The sequence below is a fragment of the Curtobacterium sp. 9128 genome, assembly GCF_007673775.1.
In the GTDB taxonomy this organism is placed as follows: domain Bacteria; phylum Actinomycetota; class Actinomycetes; order Actinomycetales; family Microbacteriaceae; genus Curtobacterium.
This window is the reverse complement of sequence record NZ_VEAF01000009.1, coordinates 49,374-73,105: the sequence shown is the minus strand read 5'-3', so window position 1 is coordinate 73,105 and position 23,732 is coordinate 49,374. Positions and strand designations below refer to the sequence as shown.

Below are 23,732 nucleotides of genomic sequence, written 5' to 3'. Positions count from 1 at the left end.
GTAGCGCGTCCGGGTGACGCGCCGGTGCCCGCGGACCGCGTCACGACGCCTCTGGTACGCCGTTCGGGTAGACGACCGACTTCAGCGACTCCGGGTCGGTGTCGCTCTCGAGCGCCTCGCGGACCTCGTCGAGGCCGTACCGACCGGTGACGAGCGAATCGAGGTCCACCTGGCCGGACGCGACGAGCCCGATCGCGACGGGCCACGTGTTCGTGTACCGGAAGATCCCGGTCACGGTGACCTCGAGGTTCTGGATGTGCTCGACCGGCAGCGTCATCTCGGCGTTGCCGAGCCCGACGAGCACGGCTGCGCCGGCCGGGCCGACCGCGCGGATCCCGTCGGCGACCGCCCGCGGCGCACCACTGGCGTCGATGAAGGCGTCGACCGGGGCGATGTCCGACGCGACGGACACCACGGTGGGGTCGACGACCTCGGTGGCGCCGTACTCCAGGGCCCGCGTGCGACGCTCCGGCACGAGGTCGCTGACGACGATCCGGGTCGCGCCGAACGCCCGGGCGGCCTGCGCGCAGATGATCCCGATCGGCCCCGCACCGGCGACGAGCACCGAGGAGCCCGGCACGATGCCGGCCTTGCGCACGGCCGCGATCCCGACCGACAGCGGCTCGAGGAGCGCACCGGCCTCGAACGACACCGAGTCGGGCAGGGTGTGGGCGAACTCGGCCTCGATGGTCACGAAGCCCGCGAAGGCACCGTCGACGGGCGGCGTCGCGTAGAAGCGCATGTGCGGGCACAGGTTGTACCGGCCGGCGAGGCACTGGGCGCAGCGGTGGCAGGGGCGCTGCGGCTCGACGGCGACGCGCTCCCCCACGCGGGCGGGGTCGACACCGTCGCCGACCGCCACCACCGTGCCGGAGAGCTCGTGCCCGAGGACGAGCGGCGACTCGACGACGAAGTCGCCGATGCGTCCGTGGCGGAAGTAGTGCACGTCGGAGCCGCACACGCCGACGGCGGCGACGCGGACGAGCACGTCCCCCGGGTCGACGGCGGGGATCGGACGGTCCTCGACGACGAGGTCGTCCTGGCCGAGGAGGACGCTCACGCGCTGGGTCTGCTGGTCCGTGGTCACGGAGTACTCGCTCTCTGTCGTTCGGATGGTCGGGCGGCCGCGGTGCGGGCCCGGGTCGGGTGGTCGAGCAGCGTGCGGAAGCCGATCTCGGCGGCACCGCGGAGCAGGACGTCCGCGCCGAGCTCGGCGGGGACGATGCGGACGCGGTCCACCATCGCGGACATCGACTGCGCGCGGACGGCGTCGAGCACGCGGTCCCCGACGTGCCCGAGGAGCACGCCGAGGAACCCGCCGAGCACGACCACCTCCGGGTTCACGGTGTGGATGGCGTTCCGGAGCCCGGTCGCCAGCGCGGCCACCTGCCGGTCCACCACGCGCTCGACGTCGGGACCGCCGTCCGCCAGTGCCGCGGCGAGCGCCGGCAGGTCGTCCGCGGCCACCCCCGTGACGGCGACGAGTGCGGCGCGGGAGGCCTCGGTCTCCAGGCACCCGACCGCGCCGCAGTGGCAGCGGATGCCGTTGTCGGCGACGAAGGTGTGTCCGAGCTCCCCGGCGTACCCGTCGGCCCCGCTGAGCGGTCGTCCGGCGCTGATCACCCCGCCGCCGATGCCGCTCGCGCCACCGTTGAGGTAGACGAGGTCGGTCACGCCGCGGCCGGAGCCGTAGAGCCGTTCCGCCCAGGCGCCGAGGTTCGCGTCGTTCGCCACGCGGACCGGCAGACCGGTGGCCGCGGCGAGGGGCTCGGCGAAGGCCTCGTCGTGCCAGCCGAGGTGCGGGGCGTACCGCACGAGCCCGTCCTCGACCCGGACGGTGCCGGGGATCGCGACGCCGATGCCCACCGGCACTGCCGCAGACGGTCGGTCCGCGAGCTCCTCGAGGAGCCGCGCCACGATCCGGACCGCGTCCTGGGCGGACGGTCGGTCGTCGGTGTGCTCGGTGACCCGGTGCCGGATGCTGCCGTCCAGCCCGACGAGCGCGGCCGTCACGGCGTCGATCTCCACCGTCACCGCCGCGGCGACCACGTCGGCGGCGGCGCGCACCACCGGGCTCGGTCGGCCGACGCGGTTGGCGCTGCCGTCGTCGGTCTCCGACGCCAGGCCCAGGTCGACGAGTTCCCCGACGAGTGCGAGCGTGGTCGAGCGGTTGAGCCCGGTGGCGCGGGTCAGCTCGGCGCGGGTGAGCGGCCCGTCCTCGTGCACCAGGCGGAGCACGCGCACGAGGTTCCGGTTGCCACCGGTCGGCGTGACGCTCACCACGAGTCCGGCCGGGCTCCTGCCGGGACGAGTTCCGGCCGCTCCACACGCGAGCCGACCTCGACGACGGCGTGGGCGTGGGCGGCGGTGGTGATGGCCTCCATCACCTCGAGGACGTGGAACGCGAGGCTGCCGCTCGCCCGGTGGGGACGGTCGGTGGCGATCGCGTGGGCCATGTCGGCCAGCCCGTACCCGCGACCGGCGTCGGCGTACCCGGCGGTGACCGGCAGCTCGCGGAAGGTCCGGTCCGCGGCGGTGGCGACCTCGACGGTGTCCGAGAACCGGTTCGGGTCCGGCACGGCCAGGGTCCCCGCGGTGCCGGTCACCTCGAACAGCGGCGCCCGCGTCGCCCACACCTCGAACGACACCGTCACCGTCGACACCACCCCGGAGACGTGTTCCAGGACCGCGGTGACGTGGGTGTCCACGTCGACCGGGATCGGCGTGCCCGCGGCCGGACCGGTCGCGATGGTGCGCTGGCGGGTGGACCGGGTCGCGGCGCCGCTGACCCGGGCGACGGGACCGAAGAAGGTGACCAGGCTGGTGAGGTAGTACGGGCCCATGTCCAGCAGCGGGCCACCACCTGGCTGGTAGTAGAACGCCGGCGCGGGGTGCCACAGCTCGTGCCCTGGCGCACTCCACGACACCGCCGCGGCCACCGGCTCCCCGATCAGGCCGTCGTCCAGCGCGGCGCGGGCGGTCTGGATCCCGGTGCCGAGGACCGTGTCCGGGGCGCTGCCCACGCGGAGGCCCGACCGGTCGGCGAGCTCGAGCACCGGCCGCGCCTCGGCGATGGTCAGGGCGAGGGGTTTCTCGCCGTAGACGTGTTTGCCCGCGGTCAGGGCTCGGGTGGCGACCTCGGCGTGTGCGGCCGGGATCGTCAGGTTCACCACCACGTCCACGTCCTCCGCGGCGAGGAGCTCGTCCACGCCGACCCCGCGGACCCCGTGTGCCGCACCGACCGACTCGGCGCGGGCCACGTCGATGTCGGCCACCGCCGTCAGGGCCAGGTTCGGCAGCGCCGGCAGGTGGTCGAAGTACTGCTGGCTGATGTTCCCGACCCCGACCACTCCCACCCGGAGCGGGCGCTCGCTCACCGCGCTGCCCACAGCAGCCCCCGTTCGATGACGGTGCGCAGCGGCTGGGACTCCACGACCTCGAGCCGGTGGCCAGGTGCGGACACGAACACCCGGCCCTGGCCCCACTGCCGCGTCCAGATCGCCGGCGCGGTCACTGGTCGGTTCCATGCGTCGAAGTCACGGGCCTCCTGCGTGGTGGTCGCGAGGACGTCGTTGTACTCGTCCGAGAGCACCCAGTACTGCTCGGTGACGAGGTCGAAGTCCTCGATCCCCCGGGTGATCTCGTGCTCCCGACCGAGGTCGGTGATGTGCACGGTGTACGGGATGTAGTTGTCGGACTGCTCGCCCGTCCGTTCCGCCGGGGCCTTGCCCGCGTGGTGGGCGAACTGGCCGCCGATCATGTGCAGGTAGTCCGCGGAGTTCCGGAACGCGTCGGCGATCCCGCCGTGCCACCCCGCGAGGCCCGTCCCCGAGCGCACGGCCCGCGAGAGTCCCGCGAACTCGTCGTCGGCGATGGTGGACATCGTGACGATCTGCACGATCAGGTCCAGGTCCGCCATCGCCTCGGCGTCCGCGTAGACCGCGGTGCCCTCCTCGACACGGACCGTGAACCCCTGCTCGCGCAGGAACGGGATGAACAGGTCGGTGGTCTCGACGGGCATGTGCCCGTCCCAGCCACCGCGGACGACGAGCGCCTGACGCATGGGTTCCTCTCGGTTGTCGTGCTGGTCCGTTTCGGTCGGTCCGGCGGTCACGGGATCGCCGTCCAGCTGCTGCCGTCGGCGGCGCTGCGTTCGACGGCGTCGAGCACGCGCTGCACGTGCAGCCCCTCGGTGAAGGACGGTTCGGGATCCGCACCGTCGGTGATGGCCGTGACGAAGTCCGCGACCTCGTGGGTGAACGTGTGCTCGTACCCGATGAGGTGCCCGGTGGGCCACCACGCCGCCATGTACGGGTGCTCCGGCTCGGTGACGAGCACGCGCGTGAAGCCCTGCTCGCCGGCCGGAGCCGTGGCGTCGTGCACCTGGAGCTCGTTCATCGCCTCGAGGTCGAACCGGATCGCGCCGCGGGAGCCGCTCAGCTCGATCGTCAGACCGTTCTTCCGACCGGTGGCGTACCGGGTCGCCTCGAACGAGCCGACGGCGCCGTCCGCGGTGCCACCGGTGAGCCGGCCGAGGAACCAGGCGGCGTCGTCGACGGTGACCTGACCACGCTCGGTCGAAGCGGTGCCGGACAGCCCGACGCCCTCCGCCAGGAGCGGCCGCTCACGGACGAAGGTCTCGAGCGTGCCGGAGACGCTCGTGAGGGTCGCCCCGGTGATGTGTTCGACGAGGTCGACGGCGTGCGCGCCGATGTCCCCGAGCGAACCGGAACCGGCCTGCTCGCGGTCGAGGCGCCAGGTCATCGGGCCGTCCTCGTCGGCGAGCCAGTCCTGCAGGTAGAGCGCGCGCACCTGCCGCACGGTGCCGATCCGGCCCGCCTGCACGAGCGCCCGCGCCTGCGCGATCGCGGGCACCCGGCGGTAGCTGAAGCCGACCATCGCCCGGACGCCGTGCGTGGCGGCCTCGGCTGCGGCCGCGGTCATCGCCTCGGCGTCGGCGACCGAGTTCGCGAGCGGCTTCTCGCAGAGCACGTGCTTGCCGGCCCGGAGCGCGGCGATCGCGATCTCGACGTGCGAGGAGCCCGGTGCGCAGACGTCGACGACGTCGATGTCGGGGTCCTCGACGACGGCGCGCCAGTCGGTGGCGGCGCGCTCCCAGCCGAGGTGCTGGCGGGCGGCCTCGGTCCGCGCTGCATCCCGGCCGACGACCACCGCCATCTCCGGCTCGACCGCCAGGGGGAAGAACCGGGCGACGGTGCGCCACGCCTGGGAGTGCGCGGCCCCCATGAAGCCGTGTCCCACCATCGCGACCCGGAGTCGCTGTGCTGCCATGTGTCCGCTCCCTTGCGAAGACCACTTGCCGGTACCACCTTGCCATGACCAACCCTACCGTTTATGTTGGGCGCGGCAACATTTTGTTTCGACGACGAACGGTGATTCCCATGGCAGCGACGCCCACCCGTGCAGACAAGTTCTCCTTCGGTCTCTGGACCATCGGCTACAACGGCTCGGACCCCTTCGGTGGCCCCACCCGCCCCCAGCTCGACGTGGTCGAGGCGGTCGAGAAGCTCGACGAGCTCGGCGCCTACGGCCTGACCTTCCACGACGACGACCTCTTCGCGTTCGGCTCGACCGACGCGGAGCGACAGACCCAGATCGACCGCCTCAAGGGCGCCCTCGAGTCGACGGGCATCGTCGTGCCGATGGTCACGACGAACCTGTTCTCCGCCCCGGTCTTCAAGGACGGCGGCTTCACCTCGAACGACCGCCAGGTGCGCCGGTTCGCCCTCCGCAAGGTCTTCCGCAACGTCGACCTCGCCGCCGAGCTCGGCGCGAAGACGTTCGTCATGTGGGGTGGCCGCGAGGGCGCCGAGTACGACGCCGCCAAGGACGTGCAGGCGGCGCTCTCCCGCTACAAGGAGTCCGTCGACCTGCTCGCGCAGTACGTCACGGACAAGGGCTACGACATCCGCTTCGCCATCGAGCCGAAGCCGAACGAGCCCCGCGGCGACATCCTGCTGCCGACGCTCGGCCACGCGATCGCCTTCATCGACACGCTCGAGCGTCCCGAGCTGTTCGGCGTGAACCCCGAGGTCGGCCACGAGCAGATGGCCGGGCTGAACTTCACCGCCGGCATCGCGCAGGCGCTGTACTCCGGCAAGCTCTTCCACATCGACCTCAACGGGCAGCGCGGCATCAAGTACGACCAGGACCTGGTGTTCGGTCACGGCGACCTGCAGAACGCATTCTCCCTCGTCGACCTGCTCGAGCACGGTGCGCCGCAGGGTGGCGTCGCGTACGACGGTCCCCGGCACTTCGACTACAAGCCGAGCCGCACCGAGGACATCTCCGGCGTCTGGGACTCGGCCGCGGCGAACATGCGCATGTACCTGCTCCTCAAGGAGCGCGCGCAGGCGTTCCGCGCCGACCCCGAGGTCCAGGCAGCACTCGAGGCCGCCAAGGTCGACGAGCTCTCCACGCCGACGCTCGACGAGGGCGAGACCTACGACGCGTTCCTCGCCGACCGTTCCGCGTTCGAGGACTTCGACGCCGACGCGTACTTCGGCGGCAAGGGCTTCGGCTTCGTCCGGCTGCAGCAGCTGGCCGTCGAGCACCTGATGGGCGCTCGTTGAGCCTCGTCGCCGGGGTCGACTCGTCGACCCAGTCCTGCAAGGTCACCGTCCGTGACGCGGCGACCGGTGCGGTCGTCCGGGAGGGACGCGCCTCCCACCCGGACGGCACGTCGGTCGACCCCCGTCACTGGTGGGACGCGCTCGGTGCCGCGATCGCTGACGCCGGCGGTCTCGACGACGTCGCCGCGATCGCGATCGCCGGCCAGCAGCACGGCATGGTCACGCTCGACGCCGAGGGGCGCGTCGTCCGCGACGCCCTGCTCTGGAACGACGTCCGCAGCGCCGACGCGGCCGCACAGATGGTCGCCGAACTCGGCCAGGAGGCATGGGTCGCCCGCACGGGACTCGTCCCGGTGGCCTCGTTCACCGGGACGAAGCTGCGCTGGCTCCGCGACGCGGAGCCGGAGCACGCGGCCCGCGTGGCGGCGGTCGCACTCCCCCACGACTGGTTGTCGTGGCGGCTGCGCGGCTTCGGCCCCGCGGACGAGAGCCCGCTCGGACCGGACCTCGACGCGCTGGCGACCGACGGCTCCGACGCCAGCGGCACCGCGTACTGGGACCCGGCGCGCCGGGAGTACGACACCGAGCTGTTCGAGCTCGCGCTCGGCCGGCCGATGCGCGTCGCCGGTGACGGGTCGTCGGACGCCGTCGTCGTGCCCCGCGTCGTCGCTCCCGACGCCGCGATGAGCACGCTCGAGGCCGACGTCACCCTGCCGGGTGGCGCCGTCGCTCCGCAGGGACTCGTCGTCGGTGCCGGGACCGGCGACAACGCCGGTGCCGCGCTCGGCCTGGGTCTCGGCTCCGGTGACGTCGCGGTGTCCCTCGGGACCAGCGGGACCGTCTTCGGCGTGACCGACACCGCGCTCGCGGACCCGAGCGGGACCGTGGCGGGCTTCGCGGACGCGACGGGGGCGCGCCTCCCGATCGTCACGACGCTCAACGCGGCGCGCGTGCTCGAGGTGATCGGCGGCCTGCTCGGCGTCGACCACGGCGAGCTCGGCGAGCTGGCGACGGCTGCGCCCGCCGGCGCGGACGGTCTCGTCCTGGTTCCCTACTTCGTCGGTGAGCGCACTCCGAACCGCCCGGACGCCACGGCGTCCCTGGTCGGGATGACCCCGGCGACGACGGACCGGGAGCACCTGGCCCGTGCGGCGTTCGAGGGCATGCTGTGTGCGCTCGCGGACGGGCTCGCGGCCGTCGAGGCGACGGGCGTCACGGTGGAGCGACTGCTGCTCATCGGTGGTGCGGCGCGCAACGAGGCCGTCCGGACGATCGCCGCGCAGGTGTTCGGGCGTGACGTGCAGCTGCCGGAACCGGGTGAGTACGTCGCGGCCGGCGCCGCACGGCAGGCAGCGTGGGCGCTCACGGGTGCACTGCCGAACTGGCCGCTCGCGACGACCACCGTCGCCGCGGATCCGCGCCCCGAGGTGCTGGAGCGCTACCGCGCCGCCGTCGCCGCGTCCTGATCAGCGGGCCGCGACCCGGTCGACACGCCCCCGGTACCCGATCGTCGGGGACCGGGGGCGTCGTCGTCCGGCCGGTCGCCCTCGTCCGACCCGTCGCCCTCGTCGGGCTCGGGTCGGCTGTGCAGGGAGCGTCCGGTGGCGCGGTCGTTCCACTCGGCACGCCCGCCGTCGTCACCGGAGCGGTGCAGCCCCTCGTGGCCGGCCGGCAGCACGCAGCGCCACCGGTCGAAGGTGCTGCGGCACCCGCGCCGATGCTGCGGATCGTGGGCGGGCTGCCCGCTGACGGCGTCGTGCTCGTGGTCCATGCATCCCTCGGTCGTCGGTCTCCACTCGTACAGACGTGTCGAGGACGTGATTCGTCACGGAACTCCGCGGGCTGCTCAGTGTCGGGTGACCGCGCGAGCGCCGAGGTCGGAGGTGAGCATCGCCTCCATGGCGTCGTCGACGAGGGCGTCAGCCCGCGCTCGCGGGACCCGGCCACTGGCGACCAGGGCCGCGATGCCCTGCATCGACGCGGCGAAGAGCAGCGTGAACCGCTCCCGCGCGCCCGTGCCGTCGTCGGGGTCGGCCGGGCCCATGGCGGCGTCGAGCGTGCCGAAGAGCCGGGTCGCCGCCTCCCCGACCGCCGCGGAGGCAGCGGCGGTCTTCGCCTGGAACATGAGCTCCATGAGCGCGGCGTCGTCCACCGCGAAGTCGACGTAGGCGTGCGCGACCCGGTCGAACTGTGCACGGAGGGGCTCGTCGTGGGCGAGCGCCCGCTGCACCGTGGTCGTCAGCCGGGCGAAGCCCCGTTCGGCGAGCGCGTCGAGCAGTGCCTGCCGGTCGGCGAAGTGACTCCGCGGCGCCCCGTGACTGACCCCGGCTCGGCGGGCGAGGTCGCGGAGGGAGAGGCCGTCGACGCCGTCCTGCCGGAGCACCGCCTCGGCCTCCTCGAGCAGGACGGCCCGGAGGTTCCCGTGGTGGAAGGGCCGATCGGTCATGTCCCCATCCTAGATCCGGACTAGTCATTGACTACTTTGTAGGCAGCGCCTAGATTGGCGTCATGACCTCCTCACAGACATTCCTGGTGTTCGGCGGCACCGGCCAGACCGGCCAGCACTTCGTCCGGATCGCACTCGAGCAGGGGCACCGCGTCCGCGCCCTCGCCCGCACCCCCGCCAAGTTCACCGAGCACCACCCGGACCTTGAGGTCGTCCGGGGATCAGTCACGGAAAGCCCCGACCTCGACGCCCTGCTGTCGGGGGTGGACGCGGTCGTCGCCATGCTCGGCGACGTGACCGCCCAGCAGGACCGGATGATCAACACCGAGTTCGTGCGACAGCTCGTCCCGGCGATGCGGCGGCACGGGGTCAAGCGGTTCCTGTACCAGGCTGGCGGTTTCAGCGCGGCGCCGGGCCGACCGCTGCCACTGCCGCTCCGGCTCGTCCGCGCCACGATCGCCCGCTCCTACCTGGGGCAGCACCGCGACAACGAGGCGGTGATGCGCTACCTCACCGACGAGGCGGACGACATCGAGTGGATGGTGCACCGCGCCGGCATCGGTTCCGACGGGCCGTCGAAGGGCGTCCTGGAGCGGTCGTCCCGGGCGATCAGCATCGGGACCTTCCGGGACTGCGCGGACTACACGCTGCGCACCGTGCTCGACGACGCCGCGGTGCACACCTGCGACCCGAGCCGGTACGCCCGCGCCTGAGCCGCCCGCGGGGTGCGGCGGGGCGGCGGGGTGCGTCGCGGGGTGCGGCGGGTGTCGCGCGGTGCCGACTCGGAACGACAACGCCGATGTCGTACGACAGCGACCGTGTCGCTCGTTGCGCGTGCAAGTTCCGCCGCACGCCGAGAACGACAACGTCGACGTCGTACGACAGCGACCGTGTCGTTCCGAGTCGGTAGGCGGGTCGCGTCACCGCCCGAGTCGGCAGGCGCCCGCCCGCCCGCACCCGAGCGTCACCGCCCGAGCAGGTCCGCCGTCCACGCCGCGAGCGCCCCGGTCGCCGCACGAGCCAGCCGGGACCGCGGCGCCATGCTCGTGAAGCCGTGGAAGGCGCCCGGCCACACGTGCAGCTCCGTCGGCACGCCGGCGGCCCAGAGTCGGCTGGCGAACGCGACCGTCTCATCGCGGAACACCTCCGCGCTGCCACAGTCGACGTACGTCCTCGGCAGGCCGGTGAGGTCCTCCGCACGGGCCGGGGCAGCCGCGGCGGACACCGCGGCGGTGCCACGCCGGTCGCCGAGGTAGGCGTCCCACCCGAACCGGCACAGTGCACGGTCGGCGACCCCGACGCCGTCGAACTGGTGCGCGGACACGGTGTCCAGGCGGTCGTCGAGCATCGGGCTGACGAGCACCAGGCCGCACAGCGCGGGCCCACCCCGGTCGCGTGCGAGCAGTGCGGTGCCGGCGGCGAGGCCTCCCCCGGCGCTCTGCCCGACCAGGAACAGCCGCTCGGGGTCGATCCCGAGCTCGTCGGCGTGCTCGGCGACCCACACCAGGCCCGCGTAGCAGTCCTCCACGGGGTACGGGTCCGGGTGCTCGGGCGCCAGGCGGTAGTCCACGCTGACGAGGACCACGTCCTCGGGGAAGAGCCACTCGTCGAAGGAGTCGAGGTTGCCGAGGTGGTGGCCGAAGACCATGCCGCCGCCGTGCATCGAGTACGCGCACGCGGCGGTACCCGTGCGCCCGACGTGCTGCACGACCGCGAGTCGGATCGGGTCGCCCCGGTGTCCCGGCACGGTGATGCTGCGCCGTTCGAGGCCCTTCGCGTGCAGGACGGCGTCGAGGTCCGCCTCGGTGGTGTCGAGGGCGCGCATCGCGGGGAGCATCTCCGGCGTCAGGACCATCGGGCCGCGTGCGTGCAGCGCCTGCAGGAACGGCTCGTACTCGGGGTCGAACGGCGGGCGGGCGGTCGCGGTGGTCTCAGGCACGGGTGGCCTCCTGGTCGGTGACGGGGACGGTGGTGGTGGTGGTGCTGGTGCTGGTCGAGGGACGATCGGCTCCGCGGCCGAGGACGAGTCCGGCCACGACGAACAGCGCCGCGAGGACGGCCAGGCCGAGCCCGGAGACGGTCATCGCGTCCTGGAACCGCACCAGCTGCGTCCCGGCGAACCGCGCCGAGGTGATGCTCCCGGCGACGAGCGCCGCGACGACGGTCCCCGTGACGGCGACTCCGACGCCGCTCGCGAGTTCGCTCGCGGTGTCCACGAGCGCCGCACCGACCGACGTGCGGTCCTCGGGCAGCCCGGTCAGCACGCTGGTCCCGGCTACGACGCCGACGACGCGCATCCCCGCGGCGACGAGCACCAGGGCGACGACGACCCACCCGTACCCGAAGCGGCTCAGCGCCCCGAACACGGCGAGCCCGAGCACGACGGCGGTGGCGCTCGTCCAGGCGGCACGACCGAGCCCGAGCCGCCGGACCAGCGGCCCGACGAAGCGGCCTCCGGCGAGCAGGACGACCACCTGCGGCAGCATCCCGACGGCGGCGAGCGCGGGCGGCCAGCCCCACGCGAACTGCAGCTGCAGGGTCACCAGGTAGGACAGGCCGGCGACGGCGAGCCCGGAGGCCGCCTTGTGTGCCAGCCCGCTCGCGACGAGCGGGCGCGCGACCGTGCGCAGGTCGAGGACGGGGTGCCGGGCGGTGGTGACGCGGAGGACGAAGCCGACGACGGCGGCGAGGGTCGCGACCGACGCGACCAGCGCCTCCCGGGAGGCTGCGCCCGCCTCCACGACGACGGTCGGGGTGAGCAGGATGCCCACCACGGCGGCGGTGCCGAGCAGCGCGCCGCTCACGTCGACGGGGTCGGGCCGCAGGTCCGACGCACGGTCCGCCGGCACGCCGACGGCGATGCCGACGAGCGCGAGCAGTGCGACGGGGACGTCAGCGAGCAGCAGGACCTGCCACGGTGCGACCGCGAGGACGAGCCCGCCGACGGTGGGCCCGACGGCGAGGCCGACGAGGCCGGCGGTGGAGATGACGGTGAGGGCGCGGACACGCAGGTCCTCGGCGGCGAAGAGCCGGAACGCGAGCGCCATCGATCCAGGGGTCGTCATCGCGGCGGCGACGCCCATGAGCACCCGGACGGCGATGAGGGCGGCGGTTGAGTCGACGAACGCCGTGGCAGCGCTGGCGAGGGCGAGCAGCACGAGCCCGAGGAGCATCACGCGCTTGCGTCCGAACCGGTCGGCGACGGCACCGAAGAGCAGCATGAGGCCACCGAAGGCGACGGAGTAGGCGCTGGTCACCCACTGCAGGCCGGTCGTGGAGGCGTGCAGGTCACGGCCGATGGTGGGCAGCGCGACGTTCAGCACCGAGTTGTCGAGCATCTCGAACAGGAACACGGCGGACAGGCCGGCGAGGGCGATGCCGGCGTCACGCAGGCGGGGTGGCCGGGCCGGGGGCGCGGCGACGCCGGAGGGACTGGTGGACACGGGAGGACTCCTTCACGGTGGTGAAGTGGCGACCCGGGTGGGCCACGTGTCCTCGTGCACCGGACGAGCGGTGCGCGTTTTTCCCTCAGTGGTGGGAACGGTAGCCGAAGTCCAGGGCGTCGTCCAGTCGGCAAGGGCGAGTGAGGTGAGCCTACCCTGACAAACCCCAGGTCAGGGCAGCCTTTCCTGGCTGGCGGACTCGTCCCTCGAGTGCTTTCCTTGGTCCATGGCCACCATCTCCGTCCCCGCACTCCCGAGTGTCGAAGCCGCCGAGTCCACGTCAGCGGCACGGTTGAACTGGTTGCGCGCCGGGTTGCTCGGCGCGAACGACGGCATCGTGTCCGTCGCCGCGGTCGTCGTCGGCGTGGCCGGCGCGGGCGCGTCCGTGGGCCCGGTCCTCGCAGCGGGTGGGGCAGCACTCGTCGGTGGTGCCGTGTCGATGGCCCTCGGCGAGTACGTCTCGGTGAGCGGTGCGCGGGACGCCCAGCGCACCGGGCAGACCGCTCGCGCGGCACGGCGCGCGACCGACGCGGCGCAGTCCGACGACATCGCCGCCGCCTACCGGGCGATCGGCGTCTCCGAGGACACGGCCAGGACGATCGCCGACGAGCTCGGGCGCCCCGAGGTCCGCGAGCGCTGGATCGCCGCCGAGGAGCAGGCGGCCGAGGACGACGTGGTGAGCCCCTGGCGCGCGGCCTGGGTGTCCGCCGCGACGTTCACCGTCGGCGGCCTGCTGCCGTTCCTCGCCACGCTGCTGGTGCCGGAGTCGGTGCGGGTCGCCGTGATCGTCGTCGCCGTCCTGCTCGCGCTGGCGGCGACGGGCACCACGGGCGCGGTGCTCGGCGGTGCCCCGCGAGGCCGGGCCGCCCTCCGCGTGGTCATCGGTGGCGCCGCTGCGCTCACGGCGACGTGGGTCGCCGGCACCCTGCTGGGTGCGCACGGGATCTGATCCTCAGGCGCTGCACCGTTCCAGGGCGAACGACGCCGGAGCGCCGAAGCCGCGGGCGCCCGAGCCACCGCGGACGCCGGACCCGGACATGGTGCTCCCCCACCGGTGCACGACCGTGCAGCCGAGGTCGGCGGCCGCCTGGCGCACCGGGTCGTGGGCACGAGCGCTGGACGCCACCACCAGGAGCCGCGTCCGACCGCTGTGCACGAGGGCCTCGACACCGGCGGTGGTGAACACCGCGACCTGGCCGGAGAAGCCGCCGTCGGTGAGGACCTCGTCGCCGGTCGTCTCGATCACGTCCGCGGAGATCCGCCACGAGTCGTCGAGGAACAGCGGGCCGCCGTCACGTCCGCCGCCGTCCCGCTGCGCGTCGGCGACCAGCGCGGCCTCGTCGGCGGAGAGCCGCACGTGGCCACCCACGACGTCCGGCGCCGACACGTGGAACGTCTCGGGCACCGCGCTCCGCAGGCCGAACGCCCGGCCGCCGAACTGCGAACCCGCCGCGCGTCCGACCGAGGCGTCGCCGCCGCTGCCGTCCCGCGCGGCGTCGAGCGCCTGCAGCGAGAAGCACGCCGGCCCGGCGACGACCGCCGCCACGAGCAGCCCGGCCGCCACCCGACGGCCACGGACCCCACCGCCCGGCCACGAGGGGGAACCGGTCCGGCCACCGACCACGAGCACCGCGACGAGCGCGACGAGCGTGAGTCCGACCGCCAGGCTGCCGAGGAGCACCGGCTCGTCGCCCGACACGGCGAGCCACGTCCACCACGCACCCTGCACCACGAGCAGTCCGACCGGGACCGTGAGGAGCCGACGGTCCGCCGCGGTGACGCAGCGCGCCGCGCCCCACCACCCGACGCCGGCGAGCACGGCGAGCTGGACGCCCACCGCGGCGACGTAGGCGGTGTGCGGGAGCCGCAGGACGGACAGCACCACCACGGCGGTGGCCAGCCAGACGACCACGGTGAGGAGCGTGGCGGCGGCGGGGCGGGCCTCCCGGTGGGCGCGGTCCCGCCACCAGCGGACGGTGCCGACACCGATCCCGGTGAGTGCCGCGGGCCACGACCAACCCACCTGCGGGGCGTAGCGCGGGCCGAACAGCTGCAACAGGTCGCGCCCACCCTGCTGGCCGCCGCCGAAGTGGCGAGCCGCGCCGCCGACGACGTGGGCGGCGGCGTGCCCGACGGCACCGAGCGCACCCACCGCGCCGGGCCAGGCGCCGGGCAGGAAGCGGTCGACACCGTTGTACCCGAAGACCATCGCGAAGACGTCGTCGTCGGTGGAGCCGTCGATGTACGGACGGGCCGTCGCGGGCAGGAGCTCCAGCACGACGGACCACGCCAGCGACGCCACCACCGCCGACACCAGGAGCACCGCGGCGTGCGCGAGCCCGCGACGCCACCGTCGCGCGGCGCTCCCGGCGCTCCCGGCGCTCCCGGTGTGCCCGGCGGGTGCCGCGCCGGCGGCCACCAGCGTGCCGACGACGAGCGCGGGCAGGACGAGCCAGGCCTGCAGCATCTTCGCCTGGAACCCGACGCCCACCGCCAGACCGGCGAGGAGGAGCGGCCACCAGGTCCCCGCGAGCGCGGCGCGCTGCCACCACACCAGGGCGACGGCGAGCGCCATCGTGAGCAGGCCGTCCTCCATCGGGTGGCCGAACATCGACACGAAGATCGGGGTCGCGGCGGCCAGGGCAGCGGCGACGAGCCCCACGCGGGACCCGACCCACCGCAGACCGACCAGGGACACCGCCCAGACGGTGACGACGCCCTCGAGGACCTGGGGCAGGGCGAGCGACGCCGTCGAGAAGCCGAACAGCCGCACGCTCAGCGCCTGGGGCACCGCGAACCCGGCGAGCTTGTCGAGGGTCACGGTGGCGCCGGGGTCGAACGCCCCGCTGAGGAACGCGGGCCACGACTCGGACATCGACCGTGCCGCGGCGGCGTAGAACTCGGAGTCACCACCGCGGGCCAGGTTCCAGCTGGTCAGGACGGCTCCGAGGACGATGATCGCCGCGAGCACCGCGCGCTCGCGTCCGGGCTGGTGCGTCCAGCGCGCCGTGGTCCTGCCGAAGCCGTCGATCCGGGTCATGCAGGAACTGTCGCGCCGGATCCGGTGAGTCAGCCGGTGAAGTCGGCGGCCGCTCCCTCCGGTCCGTTCAGGCGGCGCTCCCCGGGTCCCCCGCGGCGTTGCGGTACGCCGACGCCGCGGCGGTCGGGACCCTGGTCAGCGTCCCGTCCGGCTGTTCCTCGAGCCGGACGAGCCCCATCCGCCGCAGGTACGGCGTCTTCCGCGCTGAGCCCGCGCGCTCGGCCAGGACGTCCGCGGCGACGGCGAACTCCTCGACGTTCCGACCACCGGACGCGTACGACCAGTCGACGAAGTCGAACACCGGCCACCACGTCCACCCTCGGACGTCGACGCCGGCGTCCGCGAGTGCCCGCACCGCCGCGACGGACTCGGCGACCCATGCCGACCGGACGGCGTCGCTGCCCTCGATCGACGTCTCGGTCACGACCATCGGCAGCCCGTACCGCGCCCCGAACCGGGTGAGGGACTCCACGAGCCCCTCGGTCCATCGGTCGTACGCGTGCTGCACCGTGCCGTCGGGCCCGTCCTCGAGTCGCCGCGGTGTCAGGTCGGGGTAGTAGTTCACGCCGAGCAGGTCGATCGTGACCGCGCCGTCGACGAGCTCGTCCAGCGTCGCTGCCGACGCGCCGTGCGCCAGCAGCCAGGCGTGCCACGGGTGTCCGGCGTCGACACGGCCGAGCACGAGGTCGGTCGGCAGGAACCCGAGGCCCTCGAGCATCGAAGCCTCGGCCACCAGTCCCGGCGACGCCGGTGCCGCGCTGACGAGCGACGACGCCTCGACGTGCACGACCACCGCGTCGGCGTTCGCCGAACGGACGGCGGTGACCGCGTGCTGGAACCCGGCGGCGATGCCGAGCACCACGCGCGTCCACCCCTCCCAGCCGTGCAGGGCCGGCGGCCAGACACCGCGGAGGCCCGCGAAGGACGCCGTGGTGATCGGCTCGTTGAGCGGGGTGACGTGGTCGACCGTCCCGGCGTACCTGCTGGCGAAGGCACCGGCGAACGAGGCCACCGCGGCTGGGTACCCCGGGTCGGCGAACGACCCCTCGAGCCAGGTCGGCGTGCCGTAGTGCACCAGGTCCGCGATGACGGTCAGGCCGAGCGAGGCAGCATGGGCCAGACGGGCGTCGAGGACCGCCCAGTCGAACACCCCGGGGGCCACGTGCACCCGCGGCCAGTCCACCCCGTAGCGCAGGGCGGTGGCGCCGAGCGCGGCCACCGTGTCGAGGTCCTCCCGCCAGGTCACGTCGTGTCCGGTCAGCTCGTGCTCGTCGAGCGGAGCCATGGCGAACTGCGCGGGCGGGTACACGCACGTGTCCTCGATGCCGGCCACGAACGTGAACGTCCCTGCGGCGAACGCCCGGACGTGCGGCGCGACGTCCGGTCCGGTCCGGAGCGGCTCGCTCACTTCAGCCCCGTCGTGGCGACGCCGGCCACGAAGTACTTCTGCGCGAAGAAGAACCCGACGGCGATCGGCACGAGCGAGATCACGGCGCCGGCGAGCAGTACCGCGTGGTCGGTGACGTGGGCGCCGCCGAACAGCGTCAGGCCGGCGGGGAGCGTCAGCATGTCGTTCGAGGTCGTCACGACGAGCGGCCAGAGCAGGTCGTTCCAGAGGGCCATGCCGTTCAGCACGGCGACGGTGGCGATGGCGGGCTTCGCGAGCGGCAGGATCACCTGCCAGTAGATCCGCCAGTGTCCGGCGCCGTCGATCCTGGCGGCCTCGTCGAGCTCCACGGGGATGTCGATGAAGAACTGCCGGAACAGGAAGATGCCGAACGCGCTGGTCGCGCGCGGGATGATGAGCCCCTGGTACGTGTTCAGCCAGCCCAGGTGGAACAGCTCGACGAACACCGGGATGAGCGTCACCTGGAACGGCACCATGAGCGTCGCGATGACCAGCACGAACGCCACGTTCCGGCCGGCGAACCGCATCCGCGCGAGGGCGTAGGCGCACATCGAGTCGAAGAACAGCGTCAGCACCGTGGTCACGACGGTGAAGACGAACGAGTTCAGCAGCAGGCGCAGGAACGGCAGCTGCTGCCAGACGCCGACGTAGCCGTGCAGCGTGACACTCGTCGGGAAGAGGCTCGCCGGATGGCCGAACAGGTCGGCCTCGGAGCGGAACGATCCGCTCACCATCCAGATGAACGGCACGAGTGCGAACACGAGACCGATGCCGAGGTACACCCACTTCAGGACGGACGCGGTCCGCGCGGTGCCGTTCCGTCGCCCGTGTCGCGTGGGCCGGGTGGTGCGATCCGGCCGGGAGGCACGGGTCGGCTCCGCCAGGGGCGGTCGCCGGGTCGCGGCGTCAGTCGACATCGTCGTAGCGGAAGAGTCGGAGCTGCAGGAGGGAGATGAGCATGATGATCACGAAGAGGACCCAGGAGATGGCCGACGCGTAGCCGGTCTGGTAGTTGACGAACCCGTCGCGGTAGAGCAGGTTCACGAGCGTGTCCGTGTGGAAGACGGGGCCTCCGCCGGTCATCACGTACACGAGGTCGAACACCTGGAACGACTGGATCGTCAGGATCATCGACGTGAAGAGCATGGTCGGGCGGATGCTCGGCAGGGTGATCTGCCAGACCGTCTGCCAGCGGGTGGCACCGTCGAGCTGAGCGGCCTCGTACCGTTCGGCCGGCACGCCCTTGAGGCCGGCGACGAACAGGATCATGGCGAAACCGATGCTCTTCCAGACCGACACGAAGACGATCGTCGGCAGTGCGAGCGAGGTCGACTGCAGCCACGCGACGCTGGGCAGTCCGAGCATCGTCGTGATGCCGCCGACGAGCCCGATGTCCGGATCGAGCAGGAACTTCCAGACGAGGCCGATCGTGACGAGCGACACGATCGTCGGGAAGAAGAAGACCGACCGGACGATGCGGTTCGCCAGCGTCTCGCGTTGCAGCAGCAGCGCCGCGACGAACCCGAGCACGACGAGGAGCACGACCGACGCGACCGTGTACTCGAGGGTGATGCCGAGCGCGTTCCAGAACTGCCCGTCGTGGAACAGCTTCACGTAGTTCCCGATGCCGACGAACGGTTGCGAGGTCGCGCCGACCGTCCAGTCGAAGAACGAGTACCAGAGCGACCGCAGGATCGGGAAGACGACGAACGCACCCAGGATGAGCAGGGACGGCGCCATGAAGAGCCAGGCCGGCTGGAACCGGTGCCGACGGCGGCGGGTGGGCCCGGCCTCCAGGCCAGACCGCGGGGCGGCCCCGTCGCGCACCGTGCGCGACGGGACCGGACCGGTGAGCTGGTCGGTCACTTGCTGCAACCGGTGAGACCGTCGATCGTCTGACCGGCGCTCTTGGTGGCGTCCGCGATGGACTTGCCGCGCGTGACGTCACCGATGAGGGGGACGTAGCCGTCGGAGTCGACCTTCGTGGCGTTCGGCACGTGCGGCAGGTACAGGCGCGAGTTGCCGACCTGGCTGGCGAACACCGACACCGTCGGGTCGGCCTTGAGCTTCGCGTCGTCCGACAGGTCGGTGCGGAGCGGCGGGAAGCCGGTCTGCAGCGAGAACTTCTGCTGCGCGGTCTTCGACGTCCAGTAGGCCAGGAACTCCTGCGCCTGCTTCGGGTACTTCGTCTTCGCGGAGATCGACAGCGGGGCGATCGAGCCGAGCGTGGTCGACTTGCCGTCGACGCCCGTCGGGATCGTGGCGATGCCGAGGTCGATGCCGGCCGACGTGTAGCCCGGTGCGGCCCACGGACCGTTGATCTCCATCGCGGCCTTGCCCGCCGAGAACAGCGAGTCGGCCTCGGCGCCGGTGAGGCCGACCGGGCTGACCTTGTCGTTCGACACCAGGTCCGCCCAGGTCTTCAGGGACTGCTGCCCGGCGCTCGTCTGGACGACGCTGCAGTTCCCGCTGTTGACGATGTCGCCGCCCTCGAGCCACTGCAGCACGGGCCACATCTGGATCGTCTGGTTGTCGGCGAGGGCGATGCCGTACGTGCCACCGCTCGTCAGCTTCTTCGCGTCCGCGGCCATCTCGGCGACGGTCGACGGCGGGTTCGCGATCCCCGCCGCCTGGAAGAGCTTCTTGTTGTAGTACAGGCTCAGCGTGGCGAAGTTCGCCGGGACGCCGTAGAGCTTGCCGTCGTAGGTGAACTCCTTGACGGTCCCCGGGGCGAACTCGGACGTGTTGATCTTGCTGCTGCCGCTGCCGGTCATCGTGATGGGCAGGACCGAGTTCGTCTTGACGTACTGGGCGACCGCGTTCGGGTCGGAGCTGACCGCGGCGACGTCCGGCCCCTGACCGGTGAGCCAGGCGGACGGCAGCTTCTGCTGGATGGTGTCCCACGGCTGCACGGTCATGTCGACCTTGATGTCGGGGTGGGACTTCTCGAAGTCCTTGACGATCGTGGCGTAGCCGGGGCGGTCGCCGCCGGTGAACCCGGTCCAGACCTTGAGGGTGGCCGGACCGTCGGTGCTGGCGTTGCCGCCGGCGGAACACCCGCTGAGGGTGAGGGCCGCCACGGCCGCGATCGCGCCGATCGCGAGGGTGGTGCGTGCGTGCTTCATCGGGGAACGCTCCTTTGCGCTGCTGTGCTCGCCGAGGAGACCGGGCGGGGGTCCGGTCTCGGGTTGTGGCTCGGCGAGGTGGTGCCGGGGTGGGTGTGGGTCGTCGGGAGGGGTGGGTCGTCGGGGGTGGGTCGTCGGGCGCGCGTCCGGTCAGGTGCGGACGCGTTCCGCATCGGGTTCGCAGCCGCAGGACGCGCGGACGACGAGCTCGACGGGGAGTTCGGTGCGGGCGGGCTGGCCGCCGCGGTGGTCCACGAGGTCGAAGAGCCGCTCGGTCGCGATGCGGCCCATCTCCTCGGCGGGGACCCGGATGGTCGTGATGCCCGGGGTCGTGACGCGGGCGAGACCGAAGTCGTCGAAGCCGACGACGGCGACGTCCCCGGGGACGTCCACGCCGGCTCGACGCAGTGTGTGCAGCCCGCCGACGGCCATGTCGTCGTTGGCGAAGACCACGCCGTCAGGGCGCGCTCCAGATGCCTGCAGCAGCTGCTCCGTCGCCGCCGCGCCGGAGGCCTCGGACAGATCGCCCTCGATGACGGTCACGTCGGTCAGCCCGTGCCGTTCGGCGGCGGCCAGGAAGCCCCGACGACGGTCGAGCCCGGTCCGGTGGTCGAGCGTGCCGGTGACGTGGACCAGTCGGCGACGGCCGTGCACCTCGACGAGGTGGTCCACCAGTCGCTCCGTCGCGCGCACGTCGTCGATGCCGACCGTCACGGCGTCCGCGAGGTGCGGGTAGTTGCCGATGAGGACCGCCGGGAGGCCGCTCGCGACGAGGGCCTGCACGTGGTCGTCGTCGACCGCGGCGCTCGTCACGATCGCGCCGTCGGCCGTCCGGGAGCGCATCACCCGTTCGTACGCGACGTCGCCGGAGCTCGTGTCGGCGTTCGTCGACACGATCACCTGGGCATCGTGGGCGTTCGCCGCGGTCGACATGCCGGTGAGGACGTGCATGAAGTACAGGTGGCCGAACACGTGGGCCGACGAGTTCGGCACGATGAGCGCCACGGCGTCCGCGCGCTGGCTGCGGAGCGCCCGACCGGCCGAGCTCGGCACGTACCCGAGCTCGTCCGCGGCACGCTTGACGGCGGCACGCGTCCGCTCGCTGATCCGCTCGTGCCCGGACAGCGCCATGCTCGCCGCCGCGGACGTGACGCCGACCTTGGCGGCGACGTCCTTCAGCGTGACGGACTTCGCCATGGGTGCCTCCGGTGCTTTATCGATTAACCACGCCCATCATGCACCTGCTTAATCGATGAAGCAAGCACTTTCTCTCCATCGTGCGTCGCCCGCGGCCGAAGTGGACAGCTGGGCGCTCCGCGCTGCGGCAGGATGCAGGAGTGGGACGACGACGGGTGTACCGGGGCGACGAGTGGGACGTTCGCGTCTTCGTCGACCACGCCGAGAGCAGGTGAAGCGGAGCCCCTGACGTCGCCGGTCACGGCCAGGAGGCCCGGCGCCAGCTGGCACCGAGCCTCCTGGCCGTCACGCGGTTCAGTTGAAGCTGAACACCTGCGGCGCCTGGTTGTTGCAGTCGTACAGCTGCAGCGGCGTCTGGTTCGCGGTGTTGCCCGACGGGACGTCGAGGCACCGACCTGACTGCGGGTTCAGCACGGAGCCGTTCGCCTGCGGTACCCACTGCTGTCCGCCGACGCCGTTGCACGTGTACAGCTCCAGGTGCGAGCCGTTCGCGGTGGCGTTGCCGTCGATGTCGAGGCAGCGCCCGAGCGTCCGGATCGTGTGGTCGGCCTGGTTGTAGGCCCACTGCTGGTCGGTCGTCTGCTCGTCCGTCAGCAGCGTCTGGCAGTCGTACACCTGGACCTGCTGGCCGTTCTGCTGCAGGTCGTTGCCGGCGACGTCGACGCACTTGGAGCCGATCGTCTTGATCGGGACCGCGGCGACGAACTTCTGCGCCTGGTTGCCGTTGCAGTCGTAGATCTGCAGCGCCGTGCCGTTCGCGGTGTTGCCCGACGGGTCGTCGAGACAGCGTCCGGACTGCGGGTTCTTGATCGACCCGTCCGGCTGCACGACCCACTGCTGGCCGCCGACGCCGTTGCAGTCGTAGAGCTCGACGTGGGTGCCGTTCGCCGTTTCGTTGCCGTTGATGTCCAGGCACCGGCCGAGCGTGCTGAGCGTGTGCGCGCCGTACACGTTGCCGAGCCAGTGCTGGTCGGCCGCGAGCGTCTGGCAGTCGTACAGCTGCACGACCGCGGTGTTCCCACCGGTGTCGTCACCGGCGACGTCGACGCACTTGCCGCCGGGTCCGGTGATCGGGGCCCCGGGGCCGCCTCCGGTCGAGACTCCCTGGTAGTTCTGCGCGACCACGTTCGCCTGCACGGCGTTGTCCGCCGCGTCGGTCGAGTAGCCCGAGGTCATGACGCCTTCGAAGAACGACTCTGTGCCGCGGTTCGAGTTGTCCCCGCCGGCACCGAGCACGATCGAGCCTTCGAGCTTCATCGGCGTGTACCCCTGGCCGTCGCCGTCCTTGTCCGTCGGCAACGCCCCCTCGTACCACTTCGACAGGGACCCGGACTGCGCGTTCCCGCCCTTCAACGCGAAGTTCGCGACGCCGTCGTTCTTGAGCAGTGCCGTGACGAACTTCGAGGTGTTGCCGGTGTTCGCGGTGTTGATCGCGGTCTTGCCTTCGTAGACGCCGTTCTCCAGGTCGGCCTGCACCCACGGGCCGCGACCGGCGCTGCCCGTGCCGTTGAGCATCGACAGGTTGAGGGCATCCATGTGCCCTTTGCCGGTGTCCTTCTCCTGGGTCTCGACGTTGCCGAAGTCGGAACAGCAGCCGTGGTTCGCATTCGTGCCGCTCGCGACCTCGTACATCGACTCCGGGCTGGCACCGCGCGCCGTGCCCTTCGCCAGGGTGCTCGATATCCGGTACGCGACCCCGGGCGGCATGTAGATGCCGTACGCCTCGTGTCCGGCGACGGTGATCGGCAGTGCGGTGGCGTTCGCCGCGACGTCCGCGCCGCCGGCGTCACCGGCCGGTGCGACGGTCAGGTCGTTGTGGTTCGACGACTGATCGTAGATCTTGGGGATGGTGCACGTCGTGCCCGAGCAGAACGTGTCCTGCGTCTGCGCGTTGGCGTACCCACCGGCAGCCAGGAGTCCGACGTTCGTGGTCGCTCCGTCCGAGGCGCGCTGGACCTGGTAGAGCGGTCCGTTGTACGACGCGTACAGCGCCCTGCTGGAGCTGTACGCGGCGACACACGAGGTGCCGGCACCGGCGTAGGTGTCACAGGGACCGTTGGTTGCGGCAGCAGCGCTGCCGACACCGGCCGTCGTTGCGAAGAGGCTCCCGGTGACGAGAGCGAGGGCTCCGAGTGCCGCGGCGACGAAGCGCCGTGGTCTGGAGATCGACCCGATGTGCATGTGTGGTTCCTTCCGAGCGTCGTTGCTTGGGGATGCGGTCGATCGTCGGGTTCAGCACGAGTGGTGAACCCATGCTTAATCGATTAACCGCAACAAGGATACCGTGCAGGGCGACCCGAGCACCAGAGCGCGTGGAACGGACAGCACCCGGGTCGGGCGAGCCCGGGCTGCTGCTGGGAACCCAGCACATCGGTGCTGCGCCAGCGGTCGCAAACCCGACCGTCCGTGAACGCGAGCACCTGCACGTCGCGGATCACGGTGGAGCGCCTGCCACCGTGGCACAACCGCCCGTGACGGGC

Annotated in this window: 20 protein-coding genes; 4 read left to right on the top strand and 16 right to left on the bottom strand. The window is 72.3% G+C overall.

What is annotated here, in order from left to right; translation table 11 throughout:
- Positions 1-40: 40 nt before the first annotated feature.
- From FS641_RS17395 to FS641_RS17375, 5 genes are read right to left on the bottom strand one after another with little or no spacing between them, the layout of a single operon-like run.
- A complete protein-coding gene (locus FS641_RS17395) occupies positions 41-1,087 on the bottom strand; it encodes an NAD(P)-dependent alcohol dehydrogenase (protein ID WP_144766174.1) in 1,047 nt (348 codons plus the stop codon).
- Positions 1,084-2,280: an ROK family transcriptional regulator gene (locus FS641_RS17390; protein WP_260855913.1), complete on the bottom strand. Its 1,197-nt coding sequence runs from the start codon at positions 2,278-2,280 to the stop codon at positions 1,084-1,086. Before FS641_RS17390 ends, FS641_RS17395 begins: the two co-directional genes overlap by 4 nt.
- Positions 2,277-3,377 (bottom strand): Gfo/Idh/MocA family protein, encoded by a 1,101-nt coding sequence (locus FS641_RS17385; RefSeq protein WP_260855912.1) that lies wholly within the window; start codon positions 3,375-3,377, stop codon positions 2,277-2,279. Before FS641_RS17385 ends, FS641_RS17390 begins: the two co-directional genes overlap by 4 nt.
- Complete coding sequence (locus tag FS641_RS18290; protein WP_144766168.1) at positions 3,374-4,063, bottom strand: ThuA domain-containing protein; 690 nt, start codon at positions 4,061-4,063, stop codon at positions 3,374-3,376. The genes FS641_RS17385 and FS641_RS18290 overlap by 4 nt, the downstream gene beginning before the upstream one ends.
- 47 nt (positions 4,064-4,110) lie before the next feature.
- Positions 4,111-5,292, bottom strand: coding sequence for a Gfo/Idh/MocA family protein (locus FS641_RS17375; RefSeq protein WP_260855911.1), 1,182 nt, complete (start codon positions 5,290-5,292; stop codon positions 4,111-4,113).
- A gap of 110 nt (positions 5,293-5,402) precedes the next feature.
- Between FS641_RS17375 and xylA the strand changes: the two genes are divergently transcribed.
- Positions 5,403-6,593, top strand: a complete 1,191-nt coding sequence (gene xylA, locus FS641_RS17370; RefSeq protein ID WP_144766166.1) for a xylose isomerase — start codon at positions 5,403-5,405, stop codon at positions 6,591-6,593.
- A complete protein-coding gene (gene xylB, locus FS641_RS17365; RefSeq protein WP_144766164.1) occupies positions 6,590-8,059 on the top strand; it encodes a xylulokinase in 1,470 nt (489 codons plus the stop codon). The genes xylA and xylB overlap by 4 nt, the downstream gene beginning before the upstream one ends.
- Here the strand turns inward: xylB and FS641_RS17360 are convergent.
- Positions 8,032-8,364 carry a hypothetical protein gene (locus FS641_RS17360; protein WP_144766161.1) on the bottom strand — a complete coding sequence of 111 codons (333 nt, stop codon included), beginning with the start codon at positions 8,362-8,364 and terminating at the stop codon, positions 8,032-8,034. The genes xylB and FS641_RS17360 overlap by 28 nt on opposite strands.
- Positions 8,365-8,439: 75 nt before the next feature.
- A complete protein-coding gene (locus tag FS641_RS17355; protein WP_144766159.1) occupies positions 8,440-9,039 on the bottom strand; it encodes a TetR/AcrR family transcriptional regulator in 600 nt (199 codons plus the stop codon).
- A gap of 62 nt (positions 9,040-9,101) precedes the next feature.
- Between FS641_RS17355 and FS641_RS17350 the strand changes: the two genes are divergently transcribed.
- Entirely contained in the window at positions 9,102-9,752 is a 651-nt protein-coding gene (locus FS641_RS17350) for an NAD(P)-dependent oxidoreductase (RefSeq protein ID WP_144766157.1), read from the top strand.
- A gap of 251 nt (positions 9,753-10,003) precedes the next feature.
- Here the strand turns inward: FS641_RS17350 and FS641_RS17345 are convergent, their stop codons facing one another.
- Positions 10,004-10,978: an alpha/beta hydrolase gene (locus FS641_RS17345; protein WP_260855910.1), complete on the bottom strand. Its 975-nt coding sequence runs from the start codon at positions 10,976-10,978 to the stop codon at positions 10,004-10,006.
- Positions 10,971-12,482: an MFS transporter gene (locus FS641_RS17340; RefSeq protein ID WP_313957808.1), complete on the bottom strand. Its 1,512-nt coding sequence runs from the start codon at positions 12,480-12,482 to the stop codon at positions 10,971-10,973. Before FS641_RS17340 ends, FS641_RS17345 begins: the two co-directional genes overlap by 8 nt.
- Positions 12,483-12,708: 226 nt before the next feature.
- Here FS641_RS17340 and FS641_RS17335 point away from each other — a divergent pair, with 226 nt between their 5' ends.
- Positions 12,709-13,431: a VIT1/CCC1 transporter family protein gene (locus tag FS641_RS17335; protein ID WP_144766155.1), complete on the top strand. Its 723-nt coding sequence runs from the start codon at positions 12,709-12,711 to the stop codon at positions 13,429-13,431.
- A gap of 3 nt (positions 13,432-13,434) precedes the next feature.
- Here FS641_RS17335 and FS641_RS17330 read toward each other — a convergent pair whose 3' ends face one another.
- From FS641_RS17330 to FS641_RS17300, 7 genes are all read right to left on the bottom strand, one after another.
- Positions 13,435-15,522, bottom strand: coding sequence for a glycosyltransferase family 39 protein (locus tag FS641_RS17330; protein ID WP_144766153.1), 2,088 nt, complete (start codon positions 15,520-15,522; stop codon positions 13,435-13,437).
- Positions 15,523-15,589: 67 nt separating this feature from the next.
- Complete coding sequence (locus tag FS641_RS17325; protein ID WP_144766151.1) at positions 15,590-16,930, bottom strand: family 1 glycosylhydrolase; 1,341 nt, start codon at positions 16,928-16,930, stop codon at positions 15,590-15,592.
- On the bottom strand, positions 16,927-17,847 hold the full coding sequence (locus tag FS641_RS17320; protein ID WP_222122127.1) for a carbohydrate ABC transporter permease: 921 nt from the start codon (positions 17,845-17,847) through the stop codon (positions 16,927-16,929). Before FS641_RS17320 ends, FS641_RS17325 begins: the two co-directional genes overlap by 4 nt.
- Positions 17,837-18,796 (bottom strand): carbohydrate ABC transporter permease, encoded by a 960-nt coding sequence (locus FS641_RS17315; RefSeq protein WP_222122126.1) that lies wholly within the window; start codon positions 18,794-18,796, stop codon positions 17,837-17,839. The genes FS641_RS17320 and FS641_RS17315 overlap by 11 nt, the downstream gene beginning before the upstream one ends.
- A complete protein-coding gene (locus tag FS641_RS17310) occupies positions 18,793-20,055 on the bottom strand; it encodes an ABC transporter substrate-binding protein (protein ID WP_144766149.1) in 1,263 nt (420 codons plus the stop codon). The genes FS641_RS17315 and FS641_RS17310 overlap by 4 nt, the downstream gene beginning before the upstream one ends.
- A 150-nt stretch (positions 20,056-20,205) precedes the next feature.
- Positions 20,206-21,252, bottom strand: coding sequence for a LacI family DNA-binding transcriptional regulator (locus FS641_RS17305; protein ID WP_144766147.1), 1,047 nt, complete (start codon positions 21,250-21,252; stop codon positions 20,206-20,208).
- 294 nt (positions 21,253-21,546) lie between these two features.
- Positions 21,547-23,433: an arabinofuranosidase catalytic domain-containing protein gene (locus FS641_RS17300; RefSeq protein WP_144766145.1), complete on the bottom strand. Its 1,887-nt coding sequence runs from the start codon at positions 23,431-23,433 to the stop codon at positions 21,547-21,549.
- Between the last annotated feature and the right edge of the window lie 299 nt (positions 23,434-23,732).